The organism is Hymenobacter gelipurpurascens (assembly GCF_900187375.1).
Classification (GTDB): Bacteria; Bacteroidota; Bacteroidia; order Cytophagales; family Hymenobacteraceae; genus Hymenobacter; species Hymenobacter gelipurpurascens.
This window is the reverse complement of record NZ_FYEW01000001.1, coordinates 1,208,721-1,234,988: the sequence shown is the minus strand read 5'-3', so window position 1 is coordinate 1,234,988 and position 26,268 is coordinate 1,208,721. Positions and strand designations below refer to the sequence as shown.

Below are 26,268 nucleotides of genomic sequence, written 5' to 3'. Positions count from 1 at the left end.
GAGATTTAGGTTCTACTGGCCTAGACTGCGCAAGTGGCACAGATGGAAAATTCATCTCGTTATTTCACTAGCTCACCACTTCACCTTCAAGCCAGCGCATGATGCGGGCCGTGGCTCCGCTGCTGTGGTGAACATATTCGAGGCTGTCGTCGAGAATCCGCAGCCTGGCCGATTCGTCATTGTAAAGAAACCCGAAGCTACGGAGTAGGTCGCCGGGCTTTTCGATGGGAAAAGCACAGTTGAGCTCTACCAGGTCTTTGGCTTCCTGAAATTTATCGAAGGTAGGTCCGAAGAAGAGGGGCAAGCCGAAGGCCGCCGCCTCAAGCGTATTGTGCAGGCCTTTGCCGAAGGCACCGCCAATGTACGCGTACTCGCCAAAGCGGTAGAGCTGGCTAAGCAGGCCTACGTTGTCCATCAGCAGCACCCGAAACTGGCCTACGGTAGCCAGATCGGCCTGGGAGTAGCGCACCACCTGGTTGGGCAACGCTTGCTCTACAAGGCGCAGGTTAGTTTCGCTGATTTCGTGGGGCGCCACAATAAAGCGGAGCTGCTGCTGGTATTGCTCCAGCAATGGCGTGAGCGTGGGCAGGTCTTCGGGCCAGCTGCTGCCGATAATGAACACGGGCGCAAAATCCAGCACGAATGCTTCTACTACGGGCAGGGAGCGGGGCTGCGCCTCAGCCGTCCGTACTACCGTATCAAAGCGCGTATCGCCGGCGCGGCTGGCTTGTTTCAGGCCCACCGCACGCAGCAGCTGTACCGATTCTTCATTTTGGGTGAAGATGTGGGTGAAATTGCCCAGAATCCGGCGGAAGAAGCCGCCCCAGGGCTTGAAGAAGTTCTGCTCGGGCCGGAAAATAGCCGATACGCTGATGGTCGGGATCTGGCGGCGTTTTAGCTCACTCAGGAAGTAATACCAGAATTCATACTTCACGAATACCGCCAGCCTGGGCTGCACTGCATCCAGAAAGGTGCGCGCATTGTAAGCGGTATCCAAAGGCAAATAGAACACGTAAGCCGCACCTGCCCAGTTTTTGCGCACCTCGTAGCCGGAAGGCGAGAAGAACGTGAGCACAATTTTGTGCTGCGGATATTGGGCGGCGTATGCCTCCATGAGGGGGCGGCCCTGTTCAAACTCGCCCAGAGAAGCGCAATGAAACCAGGCCAGCGGCGCCGTTTCGTGGCGCAGCGCTTCCCGGATGTAGCCTAGGAGCCCACGCCGGCCTTCCACCCAACGTGCTGCTTTCGGCACAAAGGGAGCTACTAGCTGCAGCAGCAAGGCATAGGCGCGCACACCAACTGAATAAAGGAAAAGCAACGGTTATAGAGGCGTAGAAAGTGGAGGGACGGCCAATGGCTTGACCATACGGAAATTGGTTAAGGCAACGCCCCGAATGATGGGCTGCTGCTCTTGCACCTGCTGGAAGCCGCAGTGCGCAAAAAAGGGCCGTGCAGTAAGGCTGGCCTCGGTGTGCACGGCCGTAAGGCCGAGCGCGGTAGCGTGGCCTAGCAATGCCTGCACAAGCTGCCGGGCAATGCCTTGGCCCTGGCAGTGGGCACTCACAAACAGAAAGTCGAGCAGGCCAGTGGTGGGGCAGAGGGAGCCAAAGCCCGACAAGCTTCCATCAGGTGCTTCGGCCACCAGAAAATGCTGCGCCGCTACTTTCTCTTCCCATCCGGCCGTATTCTGCCAGCCTCCACGCCACGCCTCTACCTGGGCCAGCGAGTAGTCGCGGGAGTTTACCTGCGTGATGGTATCGTAAAAGAGCTGCCCAATCTGCGGAACGTCCGCAGCTGTGGCTTGGCGAAGAATCATGGTGCAAAAGTAAGCGGTTCTGCTTCCTTCCCGGTATACCCATCAAAAAAGCCCCAACCGCTTAGGCTGAGGCTTTTTTCTGGAGCAACAAGTGGCCTAGAAGACCGAGGGCGCTTAGTGAGCGGCCTGTTTGCCGAGGTAGTTGGCTACGCCCTCGCGGGTTGCGGCCATGGCCTCTTTGCCTTCTTCCCAGTTTGCGGGGCATACTTCGCCGTTTTTCTCGAAGTACTGCAGCGCGTCTACCATGCGCATGGCTTCATCGATGCTGCGGCCCAGCGGACCGTCGTTTACTACCTGGTGGCGCACAATGCCGTCTTTGTCGATCAGGAACAGACCACGGTAGGCCATGGGAGAACCCACGAAGGTCATTTCGCCGGCCTCGTTGTAGTCGTAGTGGCCGCCCAATACGTCGTAGTTAGCCGCAATGGTCTTGGTAGCATCAGCCACCAGCGGGTACGTTACGCCTTCAATACCGCCATTGTCGCGGGCGGTTTGCAGCCAGGCGAAGTGCGAGAAGTGCGTGTCAGTGGAGCAGCCAACAATAGCAACCCCTTTTGCCTCGAAATCGGCCAGACGATCCTGGAACGCGATGATTTCAGTTGGGCACACAAACGTGAAGTCGGCGGGATAGAAGTAGAAAATGACGTGCTTCTTGCCCAGGTAACGGTCGAGAGAAAATTCCTCCTCAAACTCGCTGTCGATAACAGCGGTGGCTTTGAAAGAAGGAGCGCGTTTGCCAACAAGAACTGCCATGAGTCTCAGATTTTAAGTAAAAAAGGTAAAGTAAGTCAGTTGAAAAGGAGAGGAGCCGCGGCTGCATCAAGGAGAAAGATGCTGGATGCTGAAGCTCAGCCTTGGTTTTTCACGCCCGTGATGTGGAGAGAAAAGGAGTGGGGCTGGAAGTTCTGTAGGCCTCTCTCGGCGAAAAATTCCCGGATGAGCTGGTCCAGCTGCGGGTCGCAGTAGTCGATTATCTCCTGCGTAGCGGTGCAAAACAAATGATGGTGTTCCGAGCAGTCAGCATCGTAGCGCCTAGAAGAGCCTTCGGCCGAAGCCACTCGCCGCGTGAGCCCGGCGGCCACAAAGGAATCCAGCGCCTTGTACACCGTGCCCAGCGAAATAGTCGGCGACTGGGCCGCAACCCGCCGATGAACCTGCTCGGCTGTAGGATGCCCCGGCAGTACCAGCAGGCTTTCCAGAATCACGAGGCGCTGACGGGTGGCGCGAAGGCCTGCCTGTGTCAAACGGCCACGCAACTGCCCATGCGTGGGCAGAGCAGACGAGAAAACAGGATCAGAAGAAAGGCTCACCAGATAAGAATGATTCTCCGCAAAGATACGCAGATACGCTTCAAGCGGGCAAGTAATGTTTGCAGAAGCGTCAGAAAAGCGCTTTTCAGCCTAAAGTCGGCTGCTCAGTAAAAGGCCCTTTGGCCCTAGACCTATCAGCGCAGGTGCTCGTGGGTATCGGTGCGACATACGAACTGAAACGTCTGACGTGTACGTTGTTCCAGCAGAAGCTCCCGGTCTTCGGTAAGCCGACGAATGCTGGCGGCGTTGTAGTTTTTGATGGTGTACAGATCGAGGCCCGTGTTGTAATGAATGGAAAATTGCTCCCGCAACAGGCCTAGCAATTTCTCCAGTCGGTAGGCCGAGAAGTCGGTGCACACGGAGAAACTGATGGCGGAGTTCTGCATCAGATGAATCTTGAGGCGTACTTGCGCTAGGGCGCCGAAAATCACCTCCAGATTTTCCTCCGAGATAAAAGTCAGGTCTTTCGACTCAAAAGACACCAGACACTGCCCGGTTTTGCGGATGTAGGCCGGTACCAGCAGGCTATGGCGGCAATTATGAATCTTGGTGCCCTCGGCCGTGGGGTCCAGAAACGACTTTACCAACAGCGGAATCTGGCGTACGGCCAGCGGCTTAATGGTTTTGGGGTGAATAACCGAAGCCCCGTAATAAGCCATTTCAATGGTTTCCTGGTAGCTGACCTCAGGGTAGCGCACAGTATCGCGGAACACTTTAGGGTCGGCATTGAGCAACCCGGCCACGTCTTTCCAGATCGTAACCGCCGCGGCATCGAGACAATAGGCCAGTATGGCGGCAGTGTAGTCAGATCCTTCCCGGCCGAGTGTGGTAGTATGGCCGCTGGGTGTACCGCCCAGGAAACCCTGCGTCACGACGGAGCCCTGCTGCAACAAGGAGGGCAGCGCCGCGCGGAGGTTGCGTTCCGTCGTAGGCCAGTCGAGGCGGCCTTCCCGCCAAGTATGGTCGGTGCGCAGCAGCGGACGGCAATCAAGCCACTTCGCATCCAGGGCCCGCGCCACAATGCGCGTAGCCAGCAATTCCCCGAAGCTGACTATCTGGTCGTACTGTTTGTCGTAGTCATCATGGGGCGTAAGCGTTGCGAGCCGGTCCTGGAGTTGCACAAGCAGTTCCTGTACCTGCGGGTCATCAGCTCCGGCAAACAGCTCACGGGCTACTCCCTGGTGAAAAGCCGTAAGCTGGGCTAGTTTCTCACCATATTCCTGCCCGCTGTAGGCCAGTTGAAAAAGATCTTCCAGCGCATTGGTCGTTTTGCCCATCGCCGAAACCACAATGAGCAACTGCCGGCCAACTCCCGTCGTTTGCACAATGTGGCGCAGGTTACGAATAGCGGCGGCATCTTTCACCGAGGCACCGCCAAACTTATATACGTGTAGAGGATGCGAGTTTTGCATGGCCTCAAATGTAGGGCGAAGACCAACAAGGGCCCATATACGCGCGACTTTTTGCACGCGGAGTGGCCTGTTTCAGAACTTCGTTTTCCTGGTGACCGAAACCTCCCTAGGCCACTTTTCTTCGGTGTGAAATAGCCCACCAGATCAGGAGCTGCCTTATTCAGCTTATTCAAAGCCCGGAAGAAAGATGTAATTTTGGACACCCACCACCCGCACATCCCACTTTCTTATGAATCACCACGACAAATTGGCGCTACCCGTTGGCACCACCCTGGACCGTTTCATCATGCGCAAGCAGGAGGACTTTCCTTATGCCACCGGCGAGCTTTCCCAGCTGCTGCGCGATATTGCGCTGGCCGCTAAAATCGTGAACCGCGAAATCAACCGTTCAGGCCTCATTGATATTGCCGGCGCCTACGGCAACCGGAACGTACAGGGCGAAGACCAGCAGAAGCTCGATGTTATTGCTAACATTCGCTTCATCAGGGCGTTGCGCAATGGCGGTGAAGTCTGCACCATCATCTCCGAAGAGGATGAGGACGTTATCCAGACCGGCAACACCCAAGGCAAGTATGTAGTGGCCATTGACCCCCTAGATGGCTCCTCCAACATTGATGTTAACGTAAGCATCGGGACAATCTTCAGCATTTACCGCCGCGTATCACCCACCGGCAGTGAGGGCAACAGCCAGGATTTCCTGCAGCCCGGCACGCACCAGGTGGCTGCCGGCTACGTTATTTATGGCTCCAGCACCATGATGGTGTACACCACCGGCAATGGCGTAAACGGCTTCACGTATGAGCCTTCCCTGGGTGAGTTTTTCCTTTCGCACCCGAATATCCTGACTCCCAAAACGGGTGCTGTTTATTCCGTAAATGAAGGCAGCTCAGAGTCTTTCTCACAAGGCGTAACGGAGTTTGTGGCCTACTGCAAGGACAACAGCTTCTCGGCGCGCTATATTGGCTCCCTTGTAGCCGATTTCCACCGGAACCTGCTGAAAGGCGGCATCTATATTTATCCGCCCACGGCAAAAGCTCCCAACGGCAAGCTGCGCCTGATGTATGAGTGCAATCCATTGGCGTTTATTGTAGAACAGGCCGGCGGAAAAGCCAGCAACGGGCGCCAGCGCACCATGGAAATTGAACCCCGCGATATGCACGAGCGGTGCCCGCTTTTCATTGGCTCGCCCGAGCTGGTAGACAAAGCCGAAGAGCTGCTGGCCAAGGAACACTCCCACGATGCGGTAGCCAACAGCTAGGCCACTATCCAACCACCCCAAGAAATAAAAAGCCTCCCGAAATGCTTCGGGAGGCTTTTTATTTCTTTCTGGGAAGAAGAAAGCGTTACTCCGCTTTTTTCTTGCTGCTTTTCTTAGCGGAAGTCGCTGCTTCCGGGTTGCCTTCGGCGTTGGTTTCCTCGGTGGCAGGAATGATGCCGGCCGTGCTCATGGCCTCGTCCTTGGCAGGCTCATCATCCTTCTTGCCGGCCTTTTTCTTTGCCTTGGCAGGAGCCGAAGCGGTATCAGCAGAAGCTTCCTCAGTCGTTTCCTCCGCAGTTGGAGCCTGATACTCCAGGCGGGTGCTTACGGCGCGGTACCAGGTCACGAGCTTCTTGATATCGGACATGTACACCCGGTCGCGGTCATAATCCGGAATAATGTCGCCCATGAAAGCCGTCAGGTCCCGGTCGTCCGATTTGTTGGACAACGGCAGATCGGTGCCGTACTTCTGGTAAATACGGTCAAACACTTCCGTCAGCGGAACCGTCTGGTCGTAATCCTGGGTGTAGATAGAGATTTCGTGCAGCAGTGATACCTTGTTGCGGGCCGAGGCCACAGAGCGGGTGCCCCGCTCGTCAAGCGCTTCAATGATAACACCCGCACGGGTAGGCTTCAGAAGACGGTACAGACCGGGCATTCCGCTAATAGCGGCAACTTCCTTCAGGTCGTAGGGCATAGGAAAAACAGTTGTTGAAAGTGCAAAGTTACTCAGTAGCGGCTGCTTGGCCCGGAGCCGGCAGTTTAAATACAATAGGCAAGCTGGTTAGCACGGCATAGTCAGGCTTGTTGAATTTCAGCAAACGCACCACCCGCAGGGCCTCTTCGCCACAACCACCGCCAATTTGCTTCACCAGCTTGATACCCGACATGGTACCATCGGTATTGAGCGTGAAGCTCACAATGCATTGGCCCTGAATGCGGTTACGACGAGCCAGAATCGGATACTTCAGTTCTTTTTCGATGAAGGCATACATGGCCTCTTGGCCGCCAGGATAGTACTCGGCCACCGGAATAACTTTGGCCGCATGTGCCGGAGCTTCCTGTGCGGGAGCGGGGGCTTTGGTTTGAGCCATGGCCGGAGCTGTGAGAGCGGCTAGGCCTATACCCAGTAGAAGGGGAAGCTTTTTCATGAAGAGCTAAAAGAGAGGAAAATACAAGAAAGAATGACCTGGCCTAGGTAAGGCAATTACAGGGCCAATTTAGGCATTCTGTGCCTCTTCGGCCAGTTGGCGATTCACCTCCTCAATGAAATTGAGTACTTCGTCTCGCCCTGTTTTTTCTTCAGCTGAAGTCACAAAATGACGCGGCAGCTCGTCCCATGTTTCCTCCATCTTACGCAGGTAGTCCACTACGTTTTGGTGCGCGCGGGAGCCAGAAAGTTTGTCGGCTTTTGTGAAAACCATAACAAAAGGAATTCCCCCAGCGCCCAATGATTCCATAAATTCCAGGTCCACCGCTTGTGGCGTATGGCGCGAATCAAGCAGTACAAATACGCATGTTAAATTCTCTCTTTTATGTAAATAATAATTAATCATACGGCCCCATTGAACCCGCGCATCCTTACTGACTTTTGCATACCCATAACCTGGTAAATCCACTAGAAACCATTCGTTATTAATTACGAAGTGGTTGATAAGCTGAGTTTTACCAGGAAGAGAAGAGGTTTTGGCTAATCCCTTCTGACCAGTAAGCATATTTATAAGAGACGACTTTCCCACGTTGGAGCGGCCAATAAAGGCATACTCAGGCATGGTAGGGTCGGGGCACTGCTCCACTCGGGAGTTACTCATCAGAAATTTCGCTTCCCGGATAATCATAAGCGTCGGCGTAAGAAAAAGCAAAGGTAGCCAATTACCCGGCTATAGGCCAGGCATCATTTTTTAAGAAAAATATTGTGATTTAAGAAGCAGGCCTATATTTGCGCAGTTGCTAAGACAAAAACAGTAAATGCACAACTGTCTAAATATTTCAATTTTATCGATTGATTTGACTGCATTAATAGGATACGGCAAAGGTCGTATTATAAAATTTCTATCTTTGCCCGCAAATTGGCTTACTCCGTGGCTATGTAACTCTTGTCAGTGAAGGCTTCAAGCATAAGAATTCTTGGTTTGCCGACATAAAATTGCAGTAGAGTGCTTAACCCTGGAACCTATTTTCAGTATAAGAGGCAACTCACGAAAATCGCTGCTACGAATTAGTGGCCGATATTCTTACATTTCTCCCTTGCAACTCCTTATTTCCCTAACCCCTCCTCCAATGGACAACTTAGTCAGAAGGTTATTGAAAGCCTCGTGCGCCCTCGCGCTGACGGTGGCTGTGGCCCAACCTGCCCTGGCCCAAAGCACGCGCAAACAGCTCAAGACTGCCAATAAGTACTTTGATCAGGAGAACTATAGGGCTTCTATCCCTTTCTACGAGCAAGTTTTAGCCAGTGACCCCAACAACGCTTTGGCTTTGTTCCGGGCCGGTATTGCTTACATGTCTTTTGACAAGGAGAAAGCAAGTGACTATATCTATAAGGCCCAAAAGCTGAAGCCAAAGGTTTCGAAGGACGTAGAGTACTGGTTGGGCCGTGTGGACCACCTGAACTACAACTTCGACGAGGCCATCACGCACTTCCAGGCGTACAACACTACCCTGAAGAGCAAGGATACCCGCAAGAAGGAATTGGCGCAATTGATTCAGCACAGCAAAAATGCTAAAGTGCAGTTCAACAGCCCCAAGGATATCTTCGTGAAAAACCTGGGCCCGACGATTAACACGCCGTACTCCGAGCACAGTCCTGTTATCTCCAACGACGACAAACTCCTGCTGTTCACTTCGCGTGGCGAAAACGTAACGGGTGCTGGCAGCACGGGCTCTAAGGACAAAGGCAACGTTGCTTCTGACGGCGAGTACTACGAGGACATCTTTGAAGCCAAGCGTATCAATGATGAAGAGTGGGAGAAGCCACGCTCACTGAGCGGCGCCCTGAACGGCAAAGGCCACGATGCTTCCATCCAGGTGTTCGATAACGACACTAAGATGTTGATGTATCGTCAGGACGAGAACGGTGACATCTTCTATTCTGAGCGCTCAGGTGGCGACTGGACCGAGCCGAAGAAGTTGAATGGCAACATCAACTCCAAAGCGTTTGAGTCAGACGCCTTCATCACGCCAGATGGTAAGACTATTTACTTCTCAACTGGTAAATATTCTGAAGATGGTACGCTGGATATCTACTATGCTACCCGCCAGCCGGGTGGAGACTGGGGCCCTGCCAAATCAATTGGCAGCGCTATCAATACTCTGTATGATGACGATAGTCCTTTCCTGAGCCGCGATGGTAAAAGCCTTTACTTTGCTTCGCGTGGCCACAACACCATGGGTGGCTACGATATCTTCAAGTCTGACTGGGATTCAGTAGGTAATAAGTGGGGCCGTGCCGAAAACATGGGCTACCCCGTGAATACGCCCGACGATGACACCTATTATCGTTTGAGCCCTGATGGTAGCTATGCTTACTTGTCGTCGTACCGCATTGGTGGCTATGGTGAGAAAGATATTTACACCATTAACTACATCAAGAACGCCATCATTCGTGGTAAGGTGTTCAGCAAGCGCGACAGCAGCACGGTAATTCCGGGTGTGGAGCTGGTGTTCAGTGGTACCCAGGCCGATAAAACGGCTTTGAGCTACCGCGATGTAACCAAACCCGAAACCGGCGATTACTCGGTAAACGTGCTTTCGGGCCGTACTTACCAGGTAGCTGTATCGAAAGATGGTAAGAACATCGAGACGCAGGAATTTGCTGTGCCGATTTCAACCAACGACTCGACGATTGTAGAGAAGAACTTCTACGTGGACTACATCGACACCACGTCGATGATGGCTGCGCAATTCAAGAAGATCTACTTCGATACCGATAAGTACAAGCTGCGCCCCGAGTCGATTCAGGAGCTGAACAACATCAGCAACATCCTGAAAGCGAATCCTGGTGTTAACATCTCCATCGAAGGCCATTGCGACTCGCGCAATACCGACGAGTACAACATTGTACTGGGCCAGAACCGTGCAGATGCTGCTTACAACTACCTGAAGAAGTCGGGTGTTGCTGAGACGCGCATGGTAACGGTAAGCTACGGCGAGCGTCGTCCGGCTGCTGCCAACGATTCTCCAGATAACATGCAACTCAACCGTCGTGTAGAGTTCCGTGTTATCGTGAAAGAAGGTGAGACCATGCCGCAGCTCAACAACGGAGCAACTTTAGGCACTCCTTCAACGGGTACCTCAACTACCGGCACTAGCAGCGACGCTACCCGTACTACGGTTCCGCTGGTTCCCGGTAAGAGCAAGGCTAAGTTGCCCGATGGCACCAAGGTGAAAACCAAGGTAGACGAGGACAGCGACAAAGTAAAAGTGAAAACCAAAGGCGCTAACGACGAGAAGAGCAAGACCGTAACCAAGGACGGTACAATCGACTCGAAGGTGAAAGAAGCCGATGGTTCGAAGACTAAAGTGAAGACCGACAACGACTAATTGTCTTCCAATCAAGCTGAAAGCGGGCCGGGCACTTTGCCCGGCCCGCTTTTTTTTAACATAATGCTGCAGTTGGCGTTATGAAGAGGCAATTTTGCCCTTGTTTTGCCGTTCTTCGCATCAAGCACCATGGCCGTAGTACCCTACAAAGACGACACCGCCGGCAAGAAGTCGCAGGTGGCGCACATGTTTAACAGCATTGCTGGTAAGTACGATTTCCTCAACCACTTCCTGAGTGCGGGCACGGACATCTACTGGCGGCGAAAAGCCGTAAACGAACTCAAGCAGTTGCGGCCCGCCCGCATTCTGGACATTGCTACCGGCACCGCCGATTTCGCCATCGAAACACTACGCGCCGCTACACCCGATGCTAAAGTGACTGGGGTAGATATTTCGGAAGGTATGCTGGAGGTAGGCCGCCGCAAACTGGTGGAAAAAGGCCTCACCAACCGCATTCAGCTGGAACTGGGCGACTCGGAGAACCTCCCGTTCCCCGACGATCACTTCGATGCCGTGACGGCCTCGTTTGGGGTGCGCAACTTCGAGAACCTGGAAAAAGGCCTCTCGGAAATGCGGCGGGTGCTGCGGCCAGGTGGTAAGCTGGTAGTGCTGGAATTCTCCAAGCCTACGGCCTTCCCCCTAAAACAGGCCTACAACTTCTATTTCCGGCAAATTCTGCCGGTGTTCGGCAAACTGATTTCCAAAGACAACTCCGCCTATACCTACCTGCCCGAGTCGGTGCAGGCGTTTCCGGATGGCCCCGATTTCTTGGCTATTCTACGTAAGGTCGGCTTTACTACTCCTGCATGGCAACCCCTCACGTTCGGCATCAGCTCCATTTACACCGCACAAAAGTAGGCCGTCTGGCCGTGTTGGCTCTGGCTGCCGCCACGCTTCCCTTTGCTGCTCAAGCGCAGAAAAGAAGCCGAAGCAGTGCCAATCGGAGCAACGACGGACAAGTCAAATCCATAACCGTTGATAACCTGCGCGGCTACGATAGCCGGCCGTTGCACCTAGGCCTGTATGTAGCACCGCTTATTTCGCGTTACAAAATTGAGCGGGCCCCTATGTCGGGTTCAAACCTGCCAGACCCGTCGATATCGGCCAATTCACTGGTGAGCCCCGGTTTGTCGGTTGGATTTCTGGCTGATGTGCGCTTCACGGATTATCTGAGCCTGAATTTTTCGCCTGGCGTGAGCTTTATCACGCGCCGCATAGAGTTTACCGGAAACGGGAATCTGCCCGGCAAAGTAGATGGCAACACAGGCTTGGTATCGGAGCAAACACAGGAAATTGGCTCAACGCACGTAGATCTGCCGGTACTGCTGAAGCTCAAATCGGAGCGGCGGCGCAACACCCGCGTGTACATCGTAGGAGGCGTAAAACCGAACTTTACTATTGGCAAACGGAAAACCGATGCTGAAGTAGACCTTCTGGAAGCTCAGAGCAAAGACATTGCCCTGGAATATGGGGTAGGCCTCGATCTGTTCTATCCATTTTTCAAGTTCTCTCCAGAACTCCGCTTTTCTCATGGCTTAACGAACCTGCACAAGCCAGGAAACGATGTATACAGCCAGAGCTTGCAGAGCATGAAAAGCAACACAGTGACCCTATACCTCAATATCTGGTCGGGGCGCTAACCTTCTTCAAATGACTAAAACTGCATTTATAACCGGCGCTTCCTCCGGAATAGGGAGAGCTACGGCGCTGGCGCTAGGCCAGTATGGTTTCCGATTGGTACTGACCGGGCGCCGTCGGGAGCGGTTAGAGGAACTGGCGCAGGAGCTAGGCCAGGTAAAAACCCACTTGCTCACGTTTGATGTACGCGACCGGCAAGCGGTGGAAGCCGCTGTGCAAAGCCTGCCGGCTGATTTCCAGGATATTGATGTGCTCATCAATAATGCCGGCAACGCCCACGGTTTGGCCTCTATTCAGGATGGCGACCCACAAGACTGGGATGATATGCTGGATAGCAATGTCAAAGGCTTGCTGTACGTAAGCCGGGCAGTGCTACCCAGCATGACCCGCCGAAACGTAGGCCACATCGTCAATATTGGCTCTATTGCGGGCCATGAGACTTATGCGAATGGCAATGTGTACTGCGCTTCTAAAGCCGCAGTGGCTGCTTTGAGCAAAGGCATGCGCCTGGATCTATTGCCTCATAATATTCGGGTGGCTGAGGTAAACCCCGGCGCAGTGGAAACAGAATTCTCGCAGGTACGCTTCAAGGGCGATACTGCTCGCGCTGCTTCGGTGTATCAGGGGTTTGAACCGTTGCAAGCCGAAGACATTGCCGATGTGATTCAGTTCATGGTTACCCGTCCGGCTCGTGTAAACATTGCGGAGGTCCTGATTTTGCCGGCTGCCCAAGGGGCGGCTACTGTCATCAAAAAAGATCCGAAATAGCCTGTGTAATTTTGGGTATTCAACTTACAAGCAACAAAGCCCAGCCATTAGGCTGGGCTTTGTTGCGTTAGAAGACAGCTGATACGGAACAGCGCAGGTTGTTTAGTGGCCTAGGCCGTGTAGCTGGCGCAGCACAGCAGCATTAAGGGAGTGTTTACCGGCAAAGCTGATAACCTCGGGCTCTGCACCCATTTGCTGTAGCAAGGTGCGCTGGTAGGCCAGGTCAGTGGGCTTGATAAACTCGTCCTCATCGCCGCAGACCAGCGTAATGGGTAGGTGCTGCAATAGGTTATTGGCCACCGTCAGGTCCATATCCGGCGGGAATACGCCTGCCCACAGAATCAGGTGTGCCGGCCGAAAAGGAGAGTGAGCCAACCACCGGCTGACAGTAGCCGCTCCCTGCGAAAAGCCGAGCACCGTCAGCCTAACATCAGACGGCACATGGGCTAGAATCGACTCAGCCAGTTGGTTGAGGTAGGCCACGTAATCCTCAATCTCAGCTAGGCGGTCTTCGCGCGTCATCCAGGTAGCGCCAATGCGGCCATTGGTGCCCTGCAGATAGAACCGGGAAAGGCCCTCGGGCGCAATAACCACAAGGGTAGGATCAGCGTCGGTGAGGTGCGCGAAGTGGCGGATGAAGTAGGCCGCCAGCTGTCCGTAGCCATGGCAGACAATCCACACCTGGGTAGTATGCGCAGAGAGGGTACCCAACTGGAAATAACGCGCCGTGCGCGTCACGGGCAAATGATGTTCCTGCGCGGGCATTCGCAATTGTCTAAAGTAAAGCACTGCGTCAGCCGATGCAGGCATACACCACCACGGTATTTACTGGCCTAGAGCAGCAGAAGTGCCAGCTCTAGGCCAGTGCAAGGAGGCATTTCACTGATTTAGGCTTTGCTACTGTGCCGCCGGCAGATCATCGGCGCTGAAGCCGAACGGAAGCAGGTCGGAGAGGGAGCGGAAGCGGTAGATGCTGCCATCGGGACCGGGCAGAAGCAGTGGAATGGCTTGTTTCTGCCGATGCTCATACTCGGCCATTACCTGCCGGCAGGCACCGCACGACGACACGGCCACAAAATCACCATTCGCCGGACGGGCCGCTACCGCCATTCCGATAATCCTACGCTCGGGCTGGGAAGAAGCTAGACCGAACAAAGCAGTTCGCTCAGCGCAAAGACCCGACGGGAATGCGGCATTTTCCTGATTAGTGCCCCGGAAAATGGTGCCATCATCCAGCAACAACGCTGCTCCTACATGAAAGTGAGAATAGGGGGCGTAGGCATGGTCAGTAGCAGCGCGGGCAGCCTGCCAGGTAGCCGTTTCGGCAGGGGTGAGGTCGGCTTCAGAAGCCACTTCTAAGGTGATGGTCAGGTGCAAGGGATGGGCCATCGATAGGCTGAAAGCTTTCCGGTACCGAATAGCGGCCCCGGAGTGTGGAAAGGGGCGGTGAATGTACCACAAATTCTTCGGGTTTCAGTAGTTAAATGCAAGGTGAGACAGTGTCCGGGACTTGCATCGGGGTTTTTAAGATTGGTTACGGGGTTTTTCCGATTATTGGGGGCCATTTTACCTTCACTCTGGCTCCTTGTCCACCTGCCACCCACCCATTCTTTACCATGTCTCATCGTCTGTTATTGCTTGGCGCCGGCCGTTCGGCATCTTCCCTGATTCAGTATTTACTGCGATATGCGCCTCAGGAGGGCTGGCAGCTAACCATAGCTGATGTAAACCCGGCCCATCTGGCTCCCGTGCTGGCTGCTCACACCGAGTATGCCCGGGCCATCGCTTTTGATATCCAGAACGAGGAGCAACTGGAGGAACTGGTGGCACAGGCCGACACGGTGATATCTATGCTGCCCGCCCTATTTCATGCGGTGGTAGCGCGTGCGTGCGTGCGAAATGGCTGCCATCTGGCCACGGCCAGCTACGTGAATGATGCCATTAGGGAGCTGGATGCCGAGGCCCAGCAGGCAGGCATTACACTCCTCATGGAATGTGGCCTAGACCCCGGCCTGGATCATATGTCGGCCATGCAGGTTATCGACGAAGTGCGGGAGCGGGGCGGCAAGCTCAGCAGCTTCAAATCGTACTGTGGGGGCCTGATGGCTCCCGACTCGGAGGGCGAAAATCCGTGGAAATACAAGTTCACCTGGAACCCACGCAATGTGGTGCTGGCTGGCCAGGGAACGGCCAAATACCTCGAAGAGGGAAATCTGCGCTTTATTCCCTATCAGCAGCTGTTTGCTCGTGCCGAGGAGTTGCGGGTGCCCGGATATGGCCTGTTCGAGGGCTATGCCAACCGGGACTCCCTGAGTTACCGCGTACCCTACGGCCTCGAGAATATTCCGACTATTCTGCGGGGTACCTTGCGCCGCCCCGGCTACTGCGCCGCCTGGCAGGCGCTGGTGCGCCTGGGCCTAACCGACGATTCCGGACCGCTCGGAAACCCAGCCACCATGACCTGGAAAGAGCTGATTTGCTCTTATCTGCCAGCTGTGCCCGAACCCGGCTCGTCAGTTGCAGAGCTCACCGCCCGGCACCTGGAGCTGGCCTACAACTCGCCGGAAATGCAGCGGCTGGTGTGGCTGGGCCTGTTCTCCGATAAGCCTGTAGGACTGCCCAATGCTACCCCGGCCCAGCTGCTGGAGCGGTTACTCACCGAGAAGTGGCAGCTAGAACCCACCGACCACGACATGATTGTGATGCAGCATCTGTTTGAATACGAGCTAAACGGAACCCACTATCAGCGAACGTCTTCGTTAGTGGTACTCGGCGATGATTCTACGCACACAGCTATGGCCAAAACGGTAGGCCTGCCCCTGGGCATGGCCGTACGCCGACTGATTAGCGGACAGCTCGTCCAACGTGGCGTCGTCATTCCAACGCACCAGAGCCTGTACGAGCCTATTTTGGCGGAGCTGGCGTCTGACTACGGCATCCGGTTCGAGGAGCAGGAAATGGTGGCTACTCGCAGCATGCTAGCAGGTTAGCAAATCTCACTTCCGGACGTGCTGGCGCATTGCAGTCTATATAATATGAAAATCAGGGAGGTTTTGCGCTCTTAGCCAAGGAAAACTAGCTTATTTGGAGCCACTGTGCCACTGTAGCTACACTGGTTTCCCATTATGGAATTTTAATAGGGTGTTTATTCTCAATATGAGTTGTGTTCTCGGATAATGTTTTTACTTTCATAACAGAAACCCGGGTTTGCTGAATGATTTCTCTGTTTGCATCACGCTTACTGCAGATACATTCTGAGCACCACTTTTCTGTTTTTTAGGAATTCTGCCCTCACCATCTATTGCATAAGAGCCGCACCATTTGGCGCGGCTCTTTCTTGTTAGCTCCTGCTAAGTCCACCGCGCTTCGCAACGGAGAAGGACCTTGATAACAGGGTTAGACATTAAAACGGGGTTTTTCTGGCACAGAGTAATACCGGAAGTCCTTATAAGGCTAGATAGAAAGGCCTCAATAGTTCTCTGAACTCAGTTGAATAGGCTTCCGACGTAGCTTCATGCAGGGGCAAATCTGTTGTGGTAGGGGCCTGAGGCTGGCGGGAGAAAGTAGTGATATGCCGCAAGGGCTTACTGCCGGGACGGTGGCGCATTATCAGGCGGGCGCAGGGATACAGGCCTACGCGGGCGGCTTCACGCTCCAAGTGCTGCATTTCGGGGGGCGGCAGCAGCACCGTGAGCTGGCCTAGGCCAGTCAGGAACTGAGCGGAGAACTCGGTGAGCTCCGCGAAAGTGAGCGAGTCTTCAGCCGTATGCCGGGCGGTAGTACGCTGTGCATCGGGCGAGCGAAGCGAATGCCGGAAAAAGGGCGGATTGCAGATAATATGGTCGAAAGCTTCAGGCTGCGTGGAGGCGTACTGGCCTAGCGACTGTGCGTGCACCCGCAGCCGCGTAGGCCAGGGGCTGGTGCTAAAGTTGGCTGTTGCCTGCTGGGCCGCGGCCTCATCCAGCTCTACGGCTTCAATCTGAGCCTTGGGGTTGCGCTGTGCCGCCATGAGCGCCAGTAGGCCAGTGCCTGTGCCTATATCGAGTATGCGCTGTGCCTGGGCAATGTCGGCTACAGCACCCAACACACAGGCATCGGTGCACACCTTCATGGCGCACTGCCCTTGCTCTATGCGGAACTGTTTGAACTGGAAGTAGGTGTTTGCCAATGGAAGCGTAGGAGGAAGACGATGTCAGCAGAAGAGAGTAATGCTCAGCGCCCGGAAAGAGGGAACAGATGCAGTAGCCACAGTCTCATGGGTTTTTCCACGAGGTAATAGAGGCCTAGGGAGGCTCCCATCGTCAGCAGGAATAGAACAGGTGTTGGCGGCCACGACGGTGCATGCCTATGCAAGCGGGCCAGCACAAACTCGGAGAAGAAGCTTAGGTGAAGCAAATAAAAAGCATAAGAGCAGTAGCCCGCAACCAGCAGGGGCTTGCTACTCAAAAAAGTGCGTAGGCCACTTTGGTGCGCTGCCAGTCCGTGCAGGAAGAGCCCCGTTGCAAGTGGCAGCACCCAGTTGTTCACGAGCAGGCCTGGCAGAATATGAATGCTGACGGACAGATTAAACCCGGCATGTATTCCGACGAGGGCGGCGAGGGCCAGCAGCATTCCACCCAGCCCCAGGCTAGTGGCATGCGGGAAGCGAGTGGCCGACATCTGCGCGAAGGCAGCTCCAATCAGAAATTCACCAGCCCTTCCGAAAAAAGTGGCCTGCAGCACAAATAAGTAGGATTCCATCCAGCCTGTATCTCGTAGAACCAGACTTAACAGGAGGCCACTGGCCAGCAGAATTACGGGCACTGCAAGCCATACTTTCAGCGAAAAACGACGAGCCAGCAGCACCAGAACAGGCAACAGCAAGTAAAAGCTTTCCTCCACCACCAGCGACCAGGCAGGGGGGATGCCAGTAAGATACCAGCGCTGCGAAAACCCTTTCAGCAGCGTGATATTAAGTAAGTACTCTGGCCACCAGTTGGAGGCAGGGAAGCCCGGCCGCCCATATACCCGCAGAAAGCTGATGGAGCACAGCAGAAAATATAGCGGATAGATGCGGGCGAACCGCCGCCACAGAAATGCCCCAACGTTGTGGCGCCCTAAGGTGCTGAAATAACGTCGGCTGAGCAGATAACCACTCAGTGTAAAAAATATAGATACGCCAATGTGCAGCTCTGCCGTCACTACATCAATTGCTCGTTCCAGTAACGGATTGGGGGCCGATAATACAGGAGGATAATGAGCAATAAAGATTAATAAGGCTGCTAAGGCACGCATGCCTGTCAGGGCAGGCAAAAAAGTAGATGAATGATCCTTAGCTACATAAGCTTTCATAACCTTCATCAATCAGCAGGGGGCCGTTTAGGGCGCTGCGTACAGCGAGTTGGTCGCAACGCTCATTTTCCGGGTGGCCGTTGTGGCCGCGCACCCAGCGGAACTGCACCGTACGCTGTTTGTACACTTTCACGAAGCGGCGCCACAAGTCCTCATTGGCTTTTTTGCCGAAGTCGGGCTTGTTGAGCCAGCCGAAAACCCACTTCTTTTCTACGGAGTCCACCACGTATTTAGAGTCGGTGACGACGGTGATGGGCAACTCTGGGCGGTTGATAGCTTCCAGGCCTACGATGATGGCCAGCAGCTCCATACGGTTATTAGTGGTCAGGCGGAAGCCCTGGGTTAGCTCTTTTTCGTGCTGGCCGAAGCGCAAAATAGCGCCGTAGCCGCCAGGACCCGGGTTGCCCCGCGAGGAGCCATCGGTAAATAAGTAAATCAAGGAAAGAAAGAGAATACCTAAAGCGTCATGTTGGTTGGCCTCTTACGCCAACATTCCATTGCGCAAGAGGCTCCAGCAAGACGTTTAGCGAAGTCAGAAATTCGATTTAAACAGCTTGATGGCAATGGCCAGCAGAATTACGCCGAACACGCGGCGCAAAATGTCTTCGCCGGCTTTGCCCAGCTTGCGCTCAATCCAGGCGCTGCTTTTCAGGACCAGATACACAAATACCAGGTTTACCAGGATACCCGCCAGAATATTGGGCAGCTGGTAGGCCGCCCGCAATGAGAGCAGCGTCGTCATGGTGCCGGCGCCCACAATGATGGGAAACGCCAGCGGCACAATAGAGCCGGTAGAAGCCAGTGGATTGTGCCGAAATAGCTCCACACCCAGAATCATTTCCATCCCAATCAGGAAAATGATTACGGCGCCAGCTAAAGCAAACGACTGAAAATCAACCCCAAACAACGACAGAATGCTCTGGCCTAGAAACAGGAAGGTTATCATCAGAACACCCGCTACCAGCGTAGCCTGCTCCGATTTAATCTTGCCTTCGCGCTGCCGAATCTGAATGATTATGGGGATAGAGCCCAGAATATCAATGATGGCAAACAGGGTGAGCGTAACGGACGCTATTTCCTTGAGGCTGAACATAGGCAAATAGTGAAATAGTGAGATGGTGAACTGGTGAGTTGCCTGTTCGATTGGCCTACACGGCGCGGTCTAGGCCAGTGGAACAGGCAACCCACCAGTTCACTATTTCACCGCTTAGGCGAATTCTTTGGCGAAGAACTGGACTAACTGCTCGAAAGCGGCGTCCGGAATAGCAGGGAAGTTGGCAATGCGGAGCGTGGTGGGTTTCCAATTGCCGTAGCCGCTGCCGAGCTGCAGGCCCTGAGCAAGAGCCCGGCGCTTCACCTCATCGATAAGCGGGGCAGGGCCTTGTAGGCCTATTACGGTGGTCGAGCGGGTTTCGGGATTCTGGACCAGCGGCTTGAGCTGCGTGGCCTGGTCGAAGTAGTCGTAGAGCTTGGTGGCGCGGTCCTGCAAATGCTGGTGCGTCACCTTGATGTGCGGCCGGTCGTGGATGGTGCGGCTCAAGAGATAAATTCCCAGCACGTTGGGCGTGTGCGTGGTCTGGAAATTGAGCATCTTCTCGTACTGCGCCGTGAGCGAATTGTAGTGGCTGCGCTCATTGATTTTGCGGAAGCGCTCCACGGCCCTCGGCGAAAGCAGCATCACGGAGAGGCCCGCTGGCAACCCGAAGCACTTCTGCACAGAGGCGTACCAGATGTCGGCTTTGATGTACTTCATCTGCACACCGGCCAAGGAGGAAGTAGCATCCACCGCGAGCAGCGTGTTGCCGGGCAGGCGGTTATAAATGTTCAGAATCACGCCATCGCGCAACTGTGTAGCGTTGCTGGTTTCGTTTTGCGTGATGCAAACCAGGTCCGTTGTCTCGTCTAGGCCAGTGAGCTTGCTGGCGTCAGGCACTTCATCAAGGCCAAACTTGATGCCTGTGCTGGCGGGGCGCAGGGCCTTGGCATACTCAAACCACTTTTCGCCAAACGCCCCGTTGTAGAGGTGCAGGCTCTTGTTGGGCGTGAGGCTTTGGGCCAGCACCTCCCAGCACTCGGTGGCCGAGCTCATGAAGAAAATGGTATAGTCCTGCGGAATGTTGAGCTTATTTTTCATCTCGACGATGGTCTGGCGCATGAGCTGCACAAACCGCTCGCCGCGGTGCTGGGCCGAAAGCCACCCTTCATCAAACGCATCCTGAAGGTATTGGCGCACCATTGGGTACACCTGCGAAGGGCCGGGATTGAATGTATACATAGGTAAGGAAAGGCTAGAGGAAGGCGGAAGGACAAAGGTAGGCAGCGCGGTGCTGGGGAGATAACAGGAGAAAAGAGTAGTTAACGGCCGTCAGTCCGAATTTTGTGCGGGCTAGGCCACTTTTACGCTCAATTTTCCACTCTCTCCCAACGCCGCTACGATACCTTAAAGCCTACGCGTTTGGGCCGAAGTCCGTCGAAATAATGGAGTGCCAGGCGGTAGCTATCTAGTTTGAAGCCGCTGATGCTGCCAACACAATTCTTGCCAATCAGGCTTTTCTGACGGAATTCTTCGCGGGCGTGCAGATTGCTCAGGTGAACTTCCACCACGGGCGTGCCAATGGCGGCAATGGCATCGGCGAGGGCCACGCTGGTGTGCGTGTAGCCGCCGGCATTGAACACGATGCCGTGATACGTGAAGCCCACTTCGTGCAGCTTATCCAGGAGTTCGCCCTCGTGGTTGCTCTGGAAATAAACCAAATCAAACTGCGGAAAAGCTTCCTTCAGCTCCGGCAAAAAGTCCTCGAATGAGCGGGTGCCGTAAACGCCGGGCTCGCGCCGGCCTAGAAGGTTTAAGTTAGGACCGTTGAGCAGCAGGATTTGCATATAGAAGGGGAGGCGCTAAGGCAGCGGGTGTCAGGGAAGTTGGAAAGGTAAAGATTGAGGCCGGCATATATAGTATGCAAAGCCAGCAAAGGAGCTTTGTACGGAAGAGACTGGCCTAGAAACCAGAAAAAGCGGGGCAGCACACCAGTAGCGGGCTGGCCGAAGCGAGAATAGAGTGTGCCGACTACTACCTTTACCGGGCTACCTATTCTGCGCGCTCATGTCTACCTGGTCCGTTGCCATCAAACAGTTTGAGGGATACCTCCAACTCGAAAAATCACTTTCCGGCAACTCCGTAGAGGCATACGTGCGCGATATTGGCAAGCTGCGGCAGTACCTGGAGCTGGAAAAGCTGCCGGCCTCACCGCAGCAGGTGACTACCCGCATTTTGCGCGACTTCCTGACGTGGCTGGGTGGCCTGGGTATGTCGGCTACCTCGCAGGCGCGCACGCTTTCCGGCATAAAGGCTTTCTATAACTTCCTGATTATGGAAGATATGCTGACGCTGGACCCCACCGACACGTTGGAAGCGCCCAAAACCGGCCGCAAGCTCCCCGATACGCTCAGCTACCCCGAAATAGAACAGCTCCTCAGCGCCATTGACCTAAGTACGCCCGAAGGCACCCGCAACCGCGCCATTCTGGAGGTGCTCTACAGCTCCGGGTTGCGCGTGAGCGAGCTGACGGAACTGCGCCTCTCCAACCTCTACGCCGACCAGGGTTTCGTGCGCGTGACGGGCAAGGGCAACAAGGAGCGCCTCGTGCCCATCGGCCGCGACGCGCTGAAGCACCTGGGCTTCTACCTGCAGGGCATCCGGGCCCACCTCGATATCAAGCCCGGCAACGAGGACGTAGTATTCCTGAACAAACGCGGCACCAAGCTTTCCCGCATCACGGTGTTTACGGTCATCAAAGCCGCTGCCGAGCTGGCCGGCATTCGAAAGAGCATTAGCCCCCACACTTTCCGGCACAGCTTTGCTACCCATCTCATTGAGGGCGGCGCCGACTTACGCGCCGTGCAGGAAATGCTGGGCCATGAGAGCATCACGACCACCGAAATCTACACCCACCTCGACAGGGACTACCTGCGCCAGGTTATCACGGAGTTCCATCCGCGCAGCTAGCCCAGTCAGGCAGATAGGGGAGGAGCGGAGCGTCAGGTAAAATGCCCTTTTGTGCCCAGCTGACAATACGTTGCCCGTGAGTTTAGGCGTTAGGCGGAGCATAGTGGCCTAGAGAGTACGGGTAAGCACAGCAGTACAGCTCTTCGCAAAGCATTGCCCGGCAGATGGGCCGCGGAAGAACTACATAATTCATAGCCATAAACCTATTTTAGGCTTATTCCTCAGTTACTCAGTTAGTCAGCCTCGGCACTAACTATAACTCATGGCAATTGCCTAGATTTGGTGCTTTGGTGCATTAGAATGGCTAAAAATACCTACAAGCAACAACCCAGCGCGGCCCCTGGCCGCACCAACGAGCCCCGGCCTACTGAAGCACGTGCTCCACGTAATCAGTCGCGGCCGGCGCCTGCTCCCGAGCCTGTGCGCGAAGCGCGCCGGAACGAGCCAAAAGGAGCTCCGGCCCCGAAACCGCCGCGCAAGCCTATTAAGCTCCCTAGCTTTCAGCTGGGCGGCCTGTTTGGCTTCGTGCGCGACCGGCGTTTTCAGCTTTTCCTAGGCTTCTTTTTCCTGCTTTCGTCTATCTATCTGACCATTGCGTTCCTGTCGTTCCTGTTTACGGGGCACGCCGATCAGAGCGTAGTGGAAACGGTGAGCACGACGCCCGTGAAGGAGGCAGGGCAGGAAACCGGCAATTGGCTAGGCCTCATCGGGGCCCTGTTTGCGCAGGCCCTGATTTATAAAGGCTTTGGTATTGCGGCGTTTGCCGTAGTGCCTATCGTCTTTTTCCTCGGCTACAAGATTGTATTCCGACGGGCCGGCGTATCGTTTAGCTATGTGCTGAGCCTGAGCTTGTTCACGATGCTGTGGCTGAGCGTGCTGCTGGGCTACGTGGTCCTGACCATCCAAAGTCCCGACGCCGACCCCACGCTGGCCCACCGCCTCGACTTCCTGTGCGGCGGCATCGGCTATGAAACGGGCCTGTGGCTGGATAGCCTCATTGGCTGGGGCACGGTGCTGCTGCTGGCGTTCATCCTGATTTCCTTCGTGGTATTCTTCTTCAATGTCACCACGCTCAACCTCAATCTGCGCCGTAGTGAGGAGGAAGATGACGACGAACTAGCTACCGAAACTTCCCAAAACGCGTTTGGCCGCAACGGCCAAAACGGCAACTATGCTGCTACTACTGCAGCCGGTGTGCTGGATGATGAGCCAGAAGTAGAAGACGAAAACCCGCTGGGAATCACGCTCAAGCGAGTAGGTCCTCTGGCGCCCAAGCCTGTTCAGCCAGTAATGGAAGAAGAGGAGGAGGAGGCCTACGAACCGGAGCCAGTACGCACCGGGCCAGTGGTCGCGGGCGGGCCCGCTTTCCCCGTGGCTGCTCCGCTGGCCGCGGCTTCCGCTACAGTTGCCGCAGGTGGCCTAGGCGCTGCTGGCGCAGCCGTTTCGACCGTAACTATGCCCCTGACGGTAGCTGCCGCGGCTACTGCTGCCCCCAGTGCTCCGGCAGCGTCAGGCCCCAGCTTCTCCTTCGAGACGCCAGCTGCCGAAGCTGCTCCTGCTCCACCAGCACTGGTTTCGAGCGTGCCCACGCCACTTTCTCTTTCTGATCTGGTGGATGACGGCACACCGCTGCCGCCGCCTACACCTGTGGTGGCCGCTCCGGCTCCTTCAGCCGCTTTATCGGGCCTGTCGTTTGAGGTGGAAGACACCACTTCTCATGAACTGGACCCCTCCGCCGGCCCCGACATGGCCGTAATTGCGGAAGAGGAGGAAGAAGCGGAAGTAATGCCCACCGGCGAATACGACCCAACCCTGGATTTGCCTCGTTATCAGTATCCAACGCTGGAGCTGCTCAACGATTATGGCGTAGCGAAAGCCCAGGTTTCCAAGGAAGAACTAGAGGCCAACAAAGACCGCATCGTCGAGACGCTAGGCCACTACGGTATCAATATCGCCAGCATCAAGGCCACCATTGGCCCCACGGTTACGCTCTATGAGATTGTGCCCGATGCCGGTGTCCGTATCTCCAAAATCAAGAGTCTGGAAGATGATATTGCTCTGAGCCTCGCGGCCTTGGGTATCCGTATTATCGCCCCAATTCCGGGTAAAGGCACCATTGGTATTGAGGTCCCAAACACCAAGAAGGAGATGGTAAGCATCCGCTCGGTGTTCAATACGGATAAGTTCATCAACACCGAAATGGACTTGCCCATTGCCTTCGGCCGTACTATTACCAATGAGGTATTTGTGGTCGATCTGGCCAAAATGCCTCACTTGCTGATGGCCGGTGCCACGGGCCAGGGTAAATCGGTGGGCCTGAACGTCATTCTGGCTTCCCTGATTTATAAGCGTCACCCGTCGCAGCTCAAGTTTGTGCTTGTTGACCCCAAAAAGGTAGAACTCAGCATCTTCAACAAGATTGAGCGCCACTTCCTGGCCAAGCTGCCCGATACCGAGGAGCCCATCATCACGGATACCAAGAAAGTAGTAAACACGCTTAACTCGCTCTGTATGGAGATGGATAAGCGCTACGATCTGCTGAAAGATGCCGGCTGCCGCAACCTGAAAGAGTACAACCGCAAGTTTGTGGAGCGCCGCCTCAACCCCAAGAAAGGCCACCGCTACATGCCCTTCATCGTGCTGGTAATTGACGAGCTCGCCGACCTCATGATGACCGCGGGCAAAGAGGTGGAAACGCCCATTGCACGTCTGGCTCAGCTGGCTCGCGCCATCGGTATTCACCTGATTGTAGCCACCCAGCGCCCCTCGGTAAACGTGATTACGGGTATTATCAAGGCCAACTTCCCCTGCCGCATCTCCTTTAAGGTGACCTCGAAAATTGACTCGCGCACGATTCTGGATGCGGGCGGTGCCGACCAGCTCGTAGGCCAGGGCGACATGCTTATTTCTCAGGGTTCCGACATGATTCGGGTGCAGTGTGCCTTCATCGATACGCCTGAGGTTGACCGCCTCTGCGACTTCGTAGGGGAGCAGCAGGGCTACCCCGATGCATATCATCTGCCGGAAGTGGTGGGCGAAAGCGGCGGCGGCAACGGCGACCTGGAAGACATGGACCCCGGCAACCGCGACGCTATGTTCGAGGAAGCCGCCCGCGTAATTGTCACCCATCAGCAGGGCAGCACTTCACTGTTGCAGCGCCGCCTGAAACTGGGGTACAACCGCGCCGGGCGCCTTATTGACCAGTTGGAACACGCCGGAATCGTTGGGCCGTTTGAGGGCAGCAAAGCCCGGGAAGTATTAATTCCGGACGAGTACAGTTTGGAACAGTTGTTGAATAGCCTGCCCAAATAGCCGGTAGTAGCACGAAAAATGAGACATTATTCGGGTTCCGGTTGTTTAAACCTCATATCCCGACGTACGTCTGACCACGTACTACTCCATCACACCTCTCCCAACGATGAAAAATTATCTCGCTCTGCTCGCATTATCGGTTTCGGTCTCGACGGCTGCCTCGGCACAACAAGACCCGAAAGCTGGTAAGATTCTCGATCAGATGAGTGCCAAATACCAGACCATGAAGGCCTTCAAGGCTTCTTTCACGCAAACGCTGGAGAATGACGCTGCCAAGGTGAAGGAAAACCTGAGCGGCGACATCACGGTGAGCGGCCAGAAGTTCCGGCTGAAAATGAGCGGACAGGAGGTCATCAACAATGGCCAGACCATGTGGACATACATGAAGGCCGAGAACGAGGTGAACATCTCTGACTACGACCCCGAGGACCAGGAAATATCGCCTTCGCAGATTTATACGCTTTACAAGAAAGGCTATAAGTACTCCTACGTGCAGGAGGCTAAGGAAGGTGGCGAGGCCGTGGACATCATTGAGCTCTCGCCCGAAGACCGCTCGAATCCGGTTTTCAAGGTGCGTTTGAAGGTGAGCAAAGCCGATAAGTCGGTTAAAAGCTGGCAGATGTTCAAGAAAAACGGCAACCGCTACACCTACAAAATCAGCAAGTTCCAGCCCAATGTACCGGTTGATGCTACCACCTTCACCTTCGATAAGGCAAAATACAAAGGTGTAAAGGTGATTGACCTGCGCTAGGCCACTCAATAAGGCTCTTTTTACCGGCCCGCTTCTGCTATCTGCAGGGGCGGGCCGGTCTAGGTTTAGACCGCTTTGGTCGGCTATATTTACCGGCAAATTGATTCTATACGAGTGGCTTATCTGC

The 26,268-nt window shown here is 54.9% G+C and carries 25 protein-coding genes; 9 read left to right on the top strand and 16 right to left on the bottom strand.

The genetic code is table 11. The features are described 5' to 3' along the window. Positions 1-67 precede the first annotated feature (67 nt). The 5 genes from CFT68_RS05245 to CFT68_RS05225 all read right to left on the bottom strand — a co-directional run bounded on the left by CFT68_RS05245 (position 68) and on the right by CFT68_RS05225 (position 4,538). Positions 68-1,294 (bottom strand): 3-deoxy-D-manno-octulosonic acid transferase, encoded by a 1,227-nt coding sequence (locus tag CFT68_RS05245; RefSeq protein ID WP_245815282.1) that lies wholly within the window; start codon positions 1,292-1,294, stop codon positions 68-70. Between the two features lie 27 nt (positions 1,295-1,321). Further along, positions 1,322-1,816, bottom strand: coding sequence for a GNAT family N-acetyltransferase (locus CFT68_RS05240; protein WP_088842346.1), 495 nt, complete (start codon positions 1,814-1,816; stop codon positions 1,322-1,324). Between the two features lie 114 nt (positions 1,817-1,930). Continuing rightward, positions 1,931-2,569 carry a peroxiredoxin gene (locus tag CFT68_RS05235; RefSeq protein WP_088842345.1) on the bottom strand — a complete coding sequence of 213 codons (639 nt, stop codon included), beginning with the start codon at positions 2,567-2,569 and terminating at the stop codon, positions 1,931-1,933. A gap of 95 nt (positions 2,570-2,664) precedes the next feature. Further along, positions 2,665-3,126, bottom strand: coding sequence for a Fur family transcriptional regulator (locus CFT68_RS05230; RefSeq protein WP_170934702.1), 462 nt, complete (start codon positions 3,124-3,126; stop codon positions 2,665-2,667). A gap of 134 nt (positions 3,127-3,260) precedes the next feature. Continuing rightward, complete coding sequence (locus tag CFT68_RS05225) at positions 3,261-4,538, bottom strand: aspartate kinase (protein ID WP_088842343.1); 1,278 nt, start codon at positions 4,536-4,538, stop codon at positions 3,261-3,263. A gap of 229 nt (positions 4,539-4,767) precedes the next feature. Between CFT68_RS05225 and fbp the strand changes: the two genes are divergently transcribed. Further along, positions 4,768-5,796 (top strand): class 1 fructose-bisphosphatase, encoded by a 1,029-nt coding sequence (gene fbp / locus CFT68_RS05220; protein ID WP_088842342.1) that lies wholly within the window; start codon positions 4,768-4,770, stop codon positions 5,794-5,796. Between the two features lie 85 nt (positions 5,797-5,881). Here the strand turns inward: fbp and CFT68_RS05215 are convergent, their stop codons facing one another. The 3 genes from CFT68_RS05215 to yihA all read right to left on the bottom strand — a co-directional run bounded on the left by CFT68_RS05215 (position 5,882) and on the right by yihA (position 7,634). Continuing rightward, on the bottom strand, positions 5,882-6,493 hold the full coding sequence (locus tag CFT68_RS05215; protein WP_088842341.1) for a DUF5606 family protein: 612 nt from the start codon (positions 6,491-6,493) through the stop codon (positions 5,882-5,884). A gap of 28 nt (positions 6,494-6,521) precedes the next feature. Continuing rightward, positions 6,522-6,947, bottom strand: a complete 426-nt coding sequence (locus CFT68_RS05210; protein ID WP_088842340.1) for an energy transducer TonB — start codon at positions 6,945-6,947, stop codon at positions 6,522-6,524. 69 nt (positions 6,948-7,016) lie between these two features. Further along, a complete protein-coding gene (gene yihA, locus CFT68_RS05205; RefSeq protein WP_088842339.1) occupies positions 7,017-7,634 on the bottom strand; it encodes a ribosome biogenesis GTP-binding protein YihA/YsxC in 618 nt (205 codons plus the stop codon). A 442-nt stretch (positions 7,635-8,076) separates the two neighbouring features. On the opposite strand from yihA, the gene CFT68_RS05200 reads away from it, so the two are divergent. The 4 genes from CFT68_RS05200 to CFT68_RS05185 all read left to right on the top strand — a co-directional run bounded on the left by CFT68_RS05200 (position 8,077) and on the right by CFT68_RS05185 (position 12,744). Further along, entirely contained in the window at positions 8,077-10,338 is a 2,262-nt protein-coding gene (locus CFT68_RS05200) for an OmpA family protein (RefSeq protein ID WP_170934701.1), read from the top strand. A gap of 129 nt (positions 10,339-10,467) precedes the next feature. Then, a complete protein-coding gene (ubiE, locus tag CFT68_RS05195; protein ID WP_088842338.1) occupies positions 10,468-11,196 on the top strand; it encodes a bifunctional demethylmenaquinone methyltransferase/2-methoxy-6-polyprenyl-1,4-benzoquinol methylase UbiE in 729 nt (242 codons plus the stop codon). Beyond that, a complete protein-coding gene (gene porT / locus CFT68_RS05190; protein WP_088842337.1) occupies positions 11,145-11,978 on the top strand; it encodes a type IX secretion/gliding motility protein PorT/SprT in 834 nt (277 codons plus the stop codon). The genes ubiE and porT overlap by 52 nt, the downstream gene beginning before the upstream one ends. A gap of 10 nt (positions 11,979-11,988) precedes the next feature. Further along, entirely contained in the window at positions 11,989-12,744 is a 756-nt protein-coding gene (locus CFT68_RS05185; RefSeq protein WP_088842336.1) for an SDR family NAD(P)-dependent oxidoreductase, read from the top strand. Between the two features lie 102 nt (positions 12,745-12,846). Here CFT68_RS05185 and CFT68_RS05180 read toward each other — a convergent pair whose 3' ends face one another. Both CFT68_RS05180 and cdd read right to left on the bottom strand, forming a co-directional pair. Further along, positions 12,847-13,509 (bottom strand): alpha/beta hydrolase, encoded by a 663-nt coding sequence (locus CFT68_RS05180; protein WP_088842335.1) that lies wholly within the window; start codon positions 13,507-13,509, stop codon positions 12,847-12,849. 132 nt (positions 13,510-13,641) lie between these two features. Continuing rightward, positions 13,642-14,133, bottom strand: a complete 492-nt coding sequence (cdd, locus tag CFT68_RS05175; protein WP_088843681.1) for a cytidine deaminase — start codon at positions 14,131-14,133, stop codon at positions 13,642-13,644. A gap of 227 nt (positions 14,134-14,360) precedes the next feature. Between cdd and CFT68_RS05170 the strand changes: the two genes are divergently transcribed. Then, positions 14,361-15,734: a saccharopine dehydrogenase family protein gene (locus tag CFT68_RS05170; protein WP_088842334.1), complete on the top strand. Its 1,374-nt coding sequence runs from the start codon at positions 14,361-14,363 to the stop codon at positions 15,732-15,734. Between the two features lie 455 nt (positions 15,735-16,189). Here the strand turns inward: CFT68_RS05170 and CFT68_RS05165 are convergent, their stop codons facing one another. From CFT68_RS05165 to aroQ, 6 genes are all read right to left on the bottom strand, one after another. Continuing rightward, positions 16,190-16,912, bottom strand: coding sequence for a tRNA1(Val) (adenine(37)-N6)-methyltransferase (locus CFT68_RS05165; RefSeq protein WP_245815281.1), 723 nt, complete (start codon positions 16,910-16,912; stop codon positions 16,190-16,192). Positions 16,913-16,956: 44 nt separating this feature from the next. Beyond that, entirely contained in the window at positions 16,957-18,018 is a 1,062-nt protein-coding gene (locus CFT68_RS05160; protein WP_170934700.1) for an acyltransferase family protein, read from the bottom strand. A 37-nt stretch (positions 18,019-18,055) separates the two neighbouring features. Next, positions 18,056-18,514, bottom strand: a complete 459-nt coding sequence (rnhA, locus tag CFT68_RS05155) for a ribonuclease HI (protein ID WP_088842332.1) — start codon at positions 18,512-18,514, stop codon at positions 18,056-18,058. 93 nt (positions 18,515-18,607) lie between these two features. After that, positions 18,608-19,168, bottom strand: coding sequence for a MarC family protein (locus CFT68_RS05150; protein WP_088842331.1), 561 nt, complete (start codon positions 19,166-19,168; stop codon positions 18,608-18,610). A gap of 114 nt (positions 19,169-19,282) precedes the next feature. Further along, the gene (locus tag CFT68_RS05145; RefSeq protein ID WP_088842330.1) at positions 19,283-20,350 is read right to left on the bottom strand and encodes an aminotransferase class V-fold PLP-dependent enzyme; all 1,068 of its coding nucleotides are present in this window, start codon (positions 20,348-20,350) and stop codon (positions 19,283-19,285) included. Between the two features lie 155 nt (positions 20,351-20,505). After that, positions 20,506-20,955, bottom strand: a complete 450-nt coding sequence (gene aroQ / locus CFT68_RS05140) for a type II 3-dehydroquinate dehydratase (RefSeq protein WP_088842329.1) — start codon at positions 20,953-20,955, stop codon at positions 20,506-20,508. Positions 20,956-21,175: 220 nt separating this feature from the next. On the opposite strand from aroQ, the gene xerD reads away from it, so the two are divergent. The 3 genes from xerD (at position 21,176) to CFT68_RS05125 (ending at position 26,141) form a co-directional block, all read left to right on the top strand. Then, positions 21,176-22,078, top strand: a complete 903-nt coding sequence (gene xerD / locus CFT68_RS05135) for a site-specific tyrosine recombinase XerD (RefSeq protein WP_088842328.1) — start codon at positions 21,176-21,178, stop codon at positions 22,076-22,078. A gap of 300 nt (positions 22,079-22,378) precedes the next feature. Then, entirely contained in the window at positions 22,379-25,390 is a 3,012-nt protein-coding gene (locus CFT68_RS05130; protein ID WP_088842327.1) for an FtsK/SpoIIIE family DNA translocase, read from the top strand. Between the two features lie 106 nt (positions 25,391-25,496). Continuing rightward, complete coding sequence (locus tag CFT68_RS05125; protein ID WP_088842326.1) at positions 25,497-26,141, top strand: LolA family protein; 645 nt, start codon at positions 25,497-25,499, stop codon at positions 26,139-26,141. Positions 26,142-26,268: the final 127 nt, after the last annotated feature.

Bases quoted from the DNA above. Each gene is read 5' to 3' on its own strand.
- CFT68_RS05235 (WP_088842345.1), bottom strand. From the start codon at position 2,569: ATGGCAGTTCTTGTTGGCAAACGCGCTCCTTCTTTCAAAGCCACCGCT.
- CFT68_RS05225 (WP_088842343.1), bottom strand. From the start codon at position 4,538: ATGCAAAACTCGCATCCTCTACACGTATATAAGTTTGGCGGTGCCTCG.
- CFT68_RS05145 (WP_088842330.1), bottom strand. From the start codon at position 20,350: ATGTATACATTCAATCCCGGCCCTTCGCAGGTGTACCCAATGGTGCGC.
- xerD (WP_088842328.1), top strand. From the start codon at position 21,176: ATGTCTACCTGGTCCGTTGCCATCAAACAGTTTGAGGGATACCTCCAA.
- CFT68_RS05160 (WP_170934700.1), bottom strand. From the start codon at position 18,018: ATGCGTGCCTTAGCAGCCTTATTAATCTTTATTGCTCATTATCCTCCT.
- CFT68_RS05200 (WP_170934701.1), top strand. From the start codon at position 8,077: ATGGACAACTTAGTCAGAAGGTTATTGAAAGCCTCGTGCGCCCTCGCG.
- CFT68_RS05185 (WP_088842336.1), top strand. From the start codon at position 11,989: ATGACTAAAACTGCATTTATAACCGGCGCTTCCTCCGGAATAGGGAGA.
- CFT68_RS05130 (WP_088842327.1), top strand. From the start codon at position 22,379: ATGGCTAAAAATACCTACAAGCAACAACCCAGCGCGGCCCCTGGCCGC.
- CFT68_RS05210 (WP_088842340.1), bottom strand. From the start codon at position 6,947: ATGAAAAAGCTTCCCCTTCTACTGGGTATAGGCCTAGCCGCTCTCACA.
- CFT68_RS05240 (WP_088842346.1), bottom strand. From the start codon at position 1,816: ATGATTCTTCGCCAAGCCACAGCTGCGGACGTTCCGCAGATTGGGCAG.
- CFT68_RS05215 (WP_088842341.1), bottom strand. From the start codon at position 6,493: ATGCCCTACGACCTGAAGGAAGTTGCCGCTATTAGCGGAATGCCCGGT.
- CFT68_RS05180 (WP_088842335.1), bottom strand. From the start codon at position 13,509: ATGCCCGCGCAGGAACATCATTTGCCCGTGACGCGCACGGCGCGTTAT.
- ubiE (WP_088842338.1), top strand. From the start codon at position 10,468: ATGGCCGTAGTACCCTACAAAGACGACACCGCCGGCAAGAAGTCGCAG.
- aroQ (WP_088842329.1), bottom strand. From the start codon at position 20,955: ATGCAAATCCTGCTGCTCAACGGTCCTAACTTAAACCTTCTAGGCCGG.
- CFT68_RS05125 (WP_088842326.1), top strand. From the start codon at position 25,497: ATGAAAAATTATCTCGCTCTGCTCGCATTATCGGTTTCGGTCTCGACG.
- fbp (WP_088842342.1), top strand. From the start codon at position 4,768: ATGAATCACCACGACAAATTGGCGCTACCCGTTGGCACCACCCTGGAC.
- yihA (WP_088842339.1), bottom strand. From the start codon at position 7,634: ATGATTATCCGGGAAGCGAAATTTCTGATGAGTAACTCCCGAGTGGAG.
- porT (WP_088842337.1), top strand. From the start codon at position 11,145: ATGGCAACCCCTCACGTTCGGCATCAGCTCCATTTACACCGCACAAAA.
- CFT68_RS05170 (WP_088842334.1), top strand. From the start codon at position 14,361: ATGTCTCATCGTCTGTTATTGCTTGGCGCCGGCCGTTCGGCATCTTCC.
- cdd (WP_088843681.1), bottom strand. From the start codon at position 14,133: ATGGCCCATCCCTTGCACCTGACCATCACCTTAGAAGTGGCTTCTGAA.
- CFT68_RS05150 (WP_088842331.1), bottom strand. From the start codon at position 19,168: ATGTTCAGCCTCAAGGAAATAGCGTCCGTTACGCTCACCCTGTTTGCC.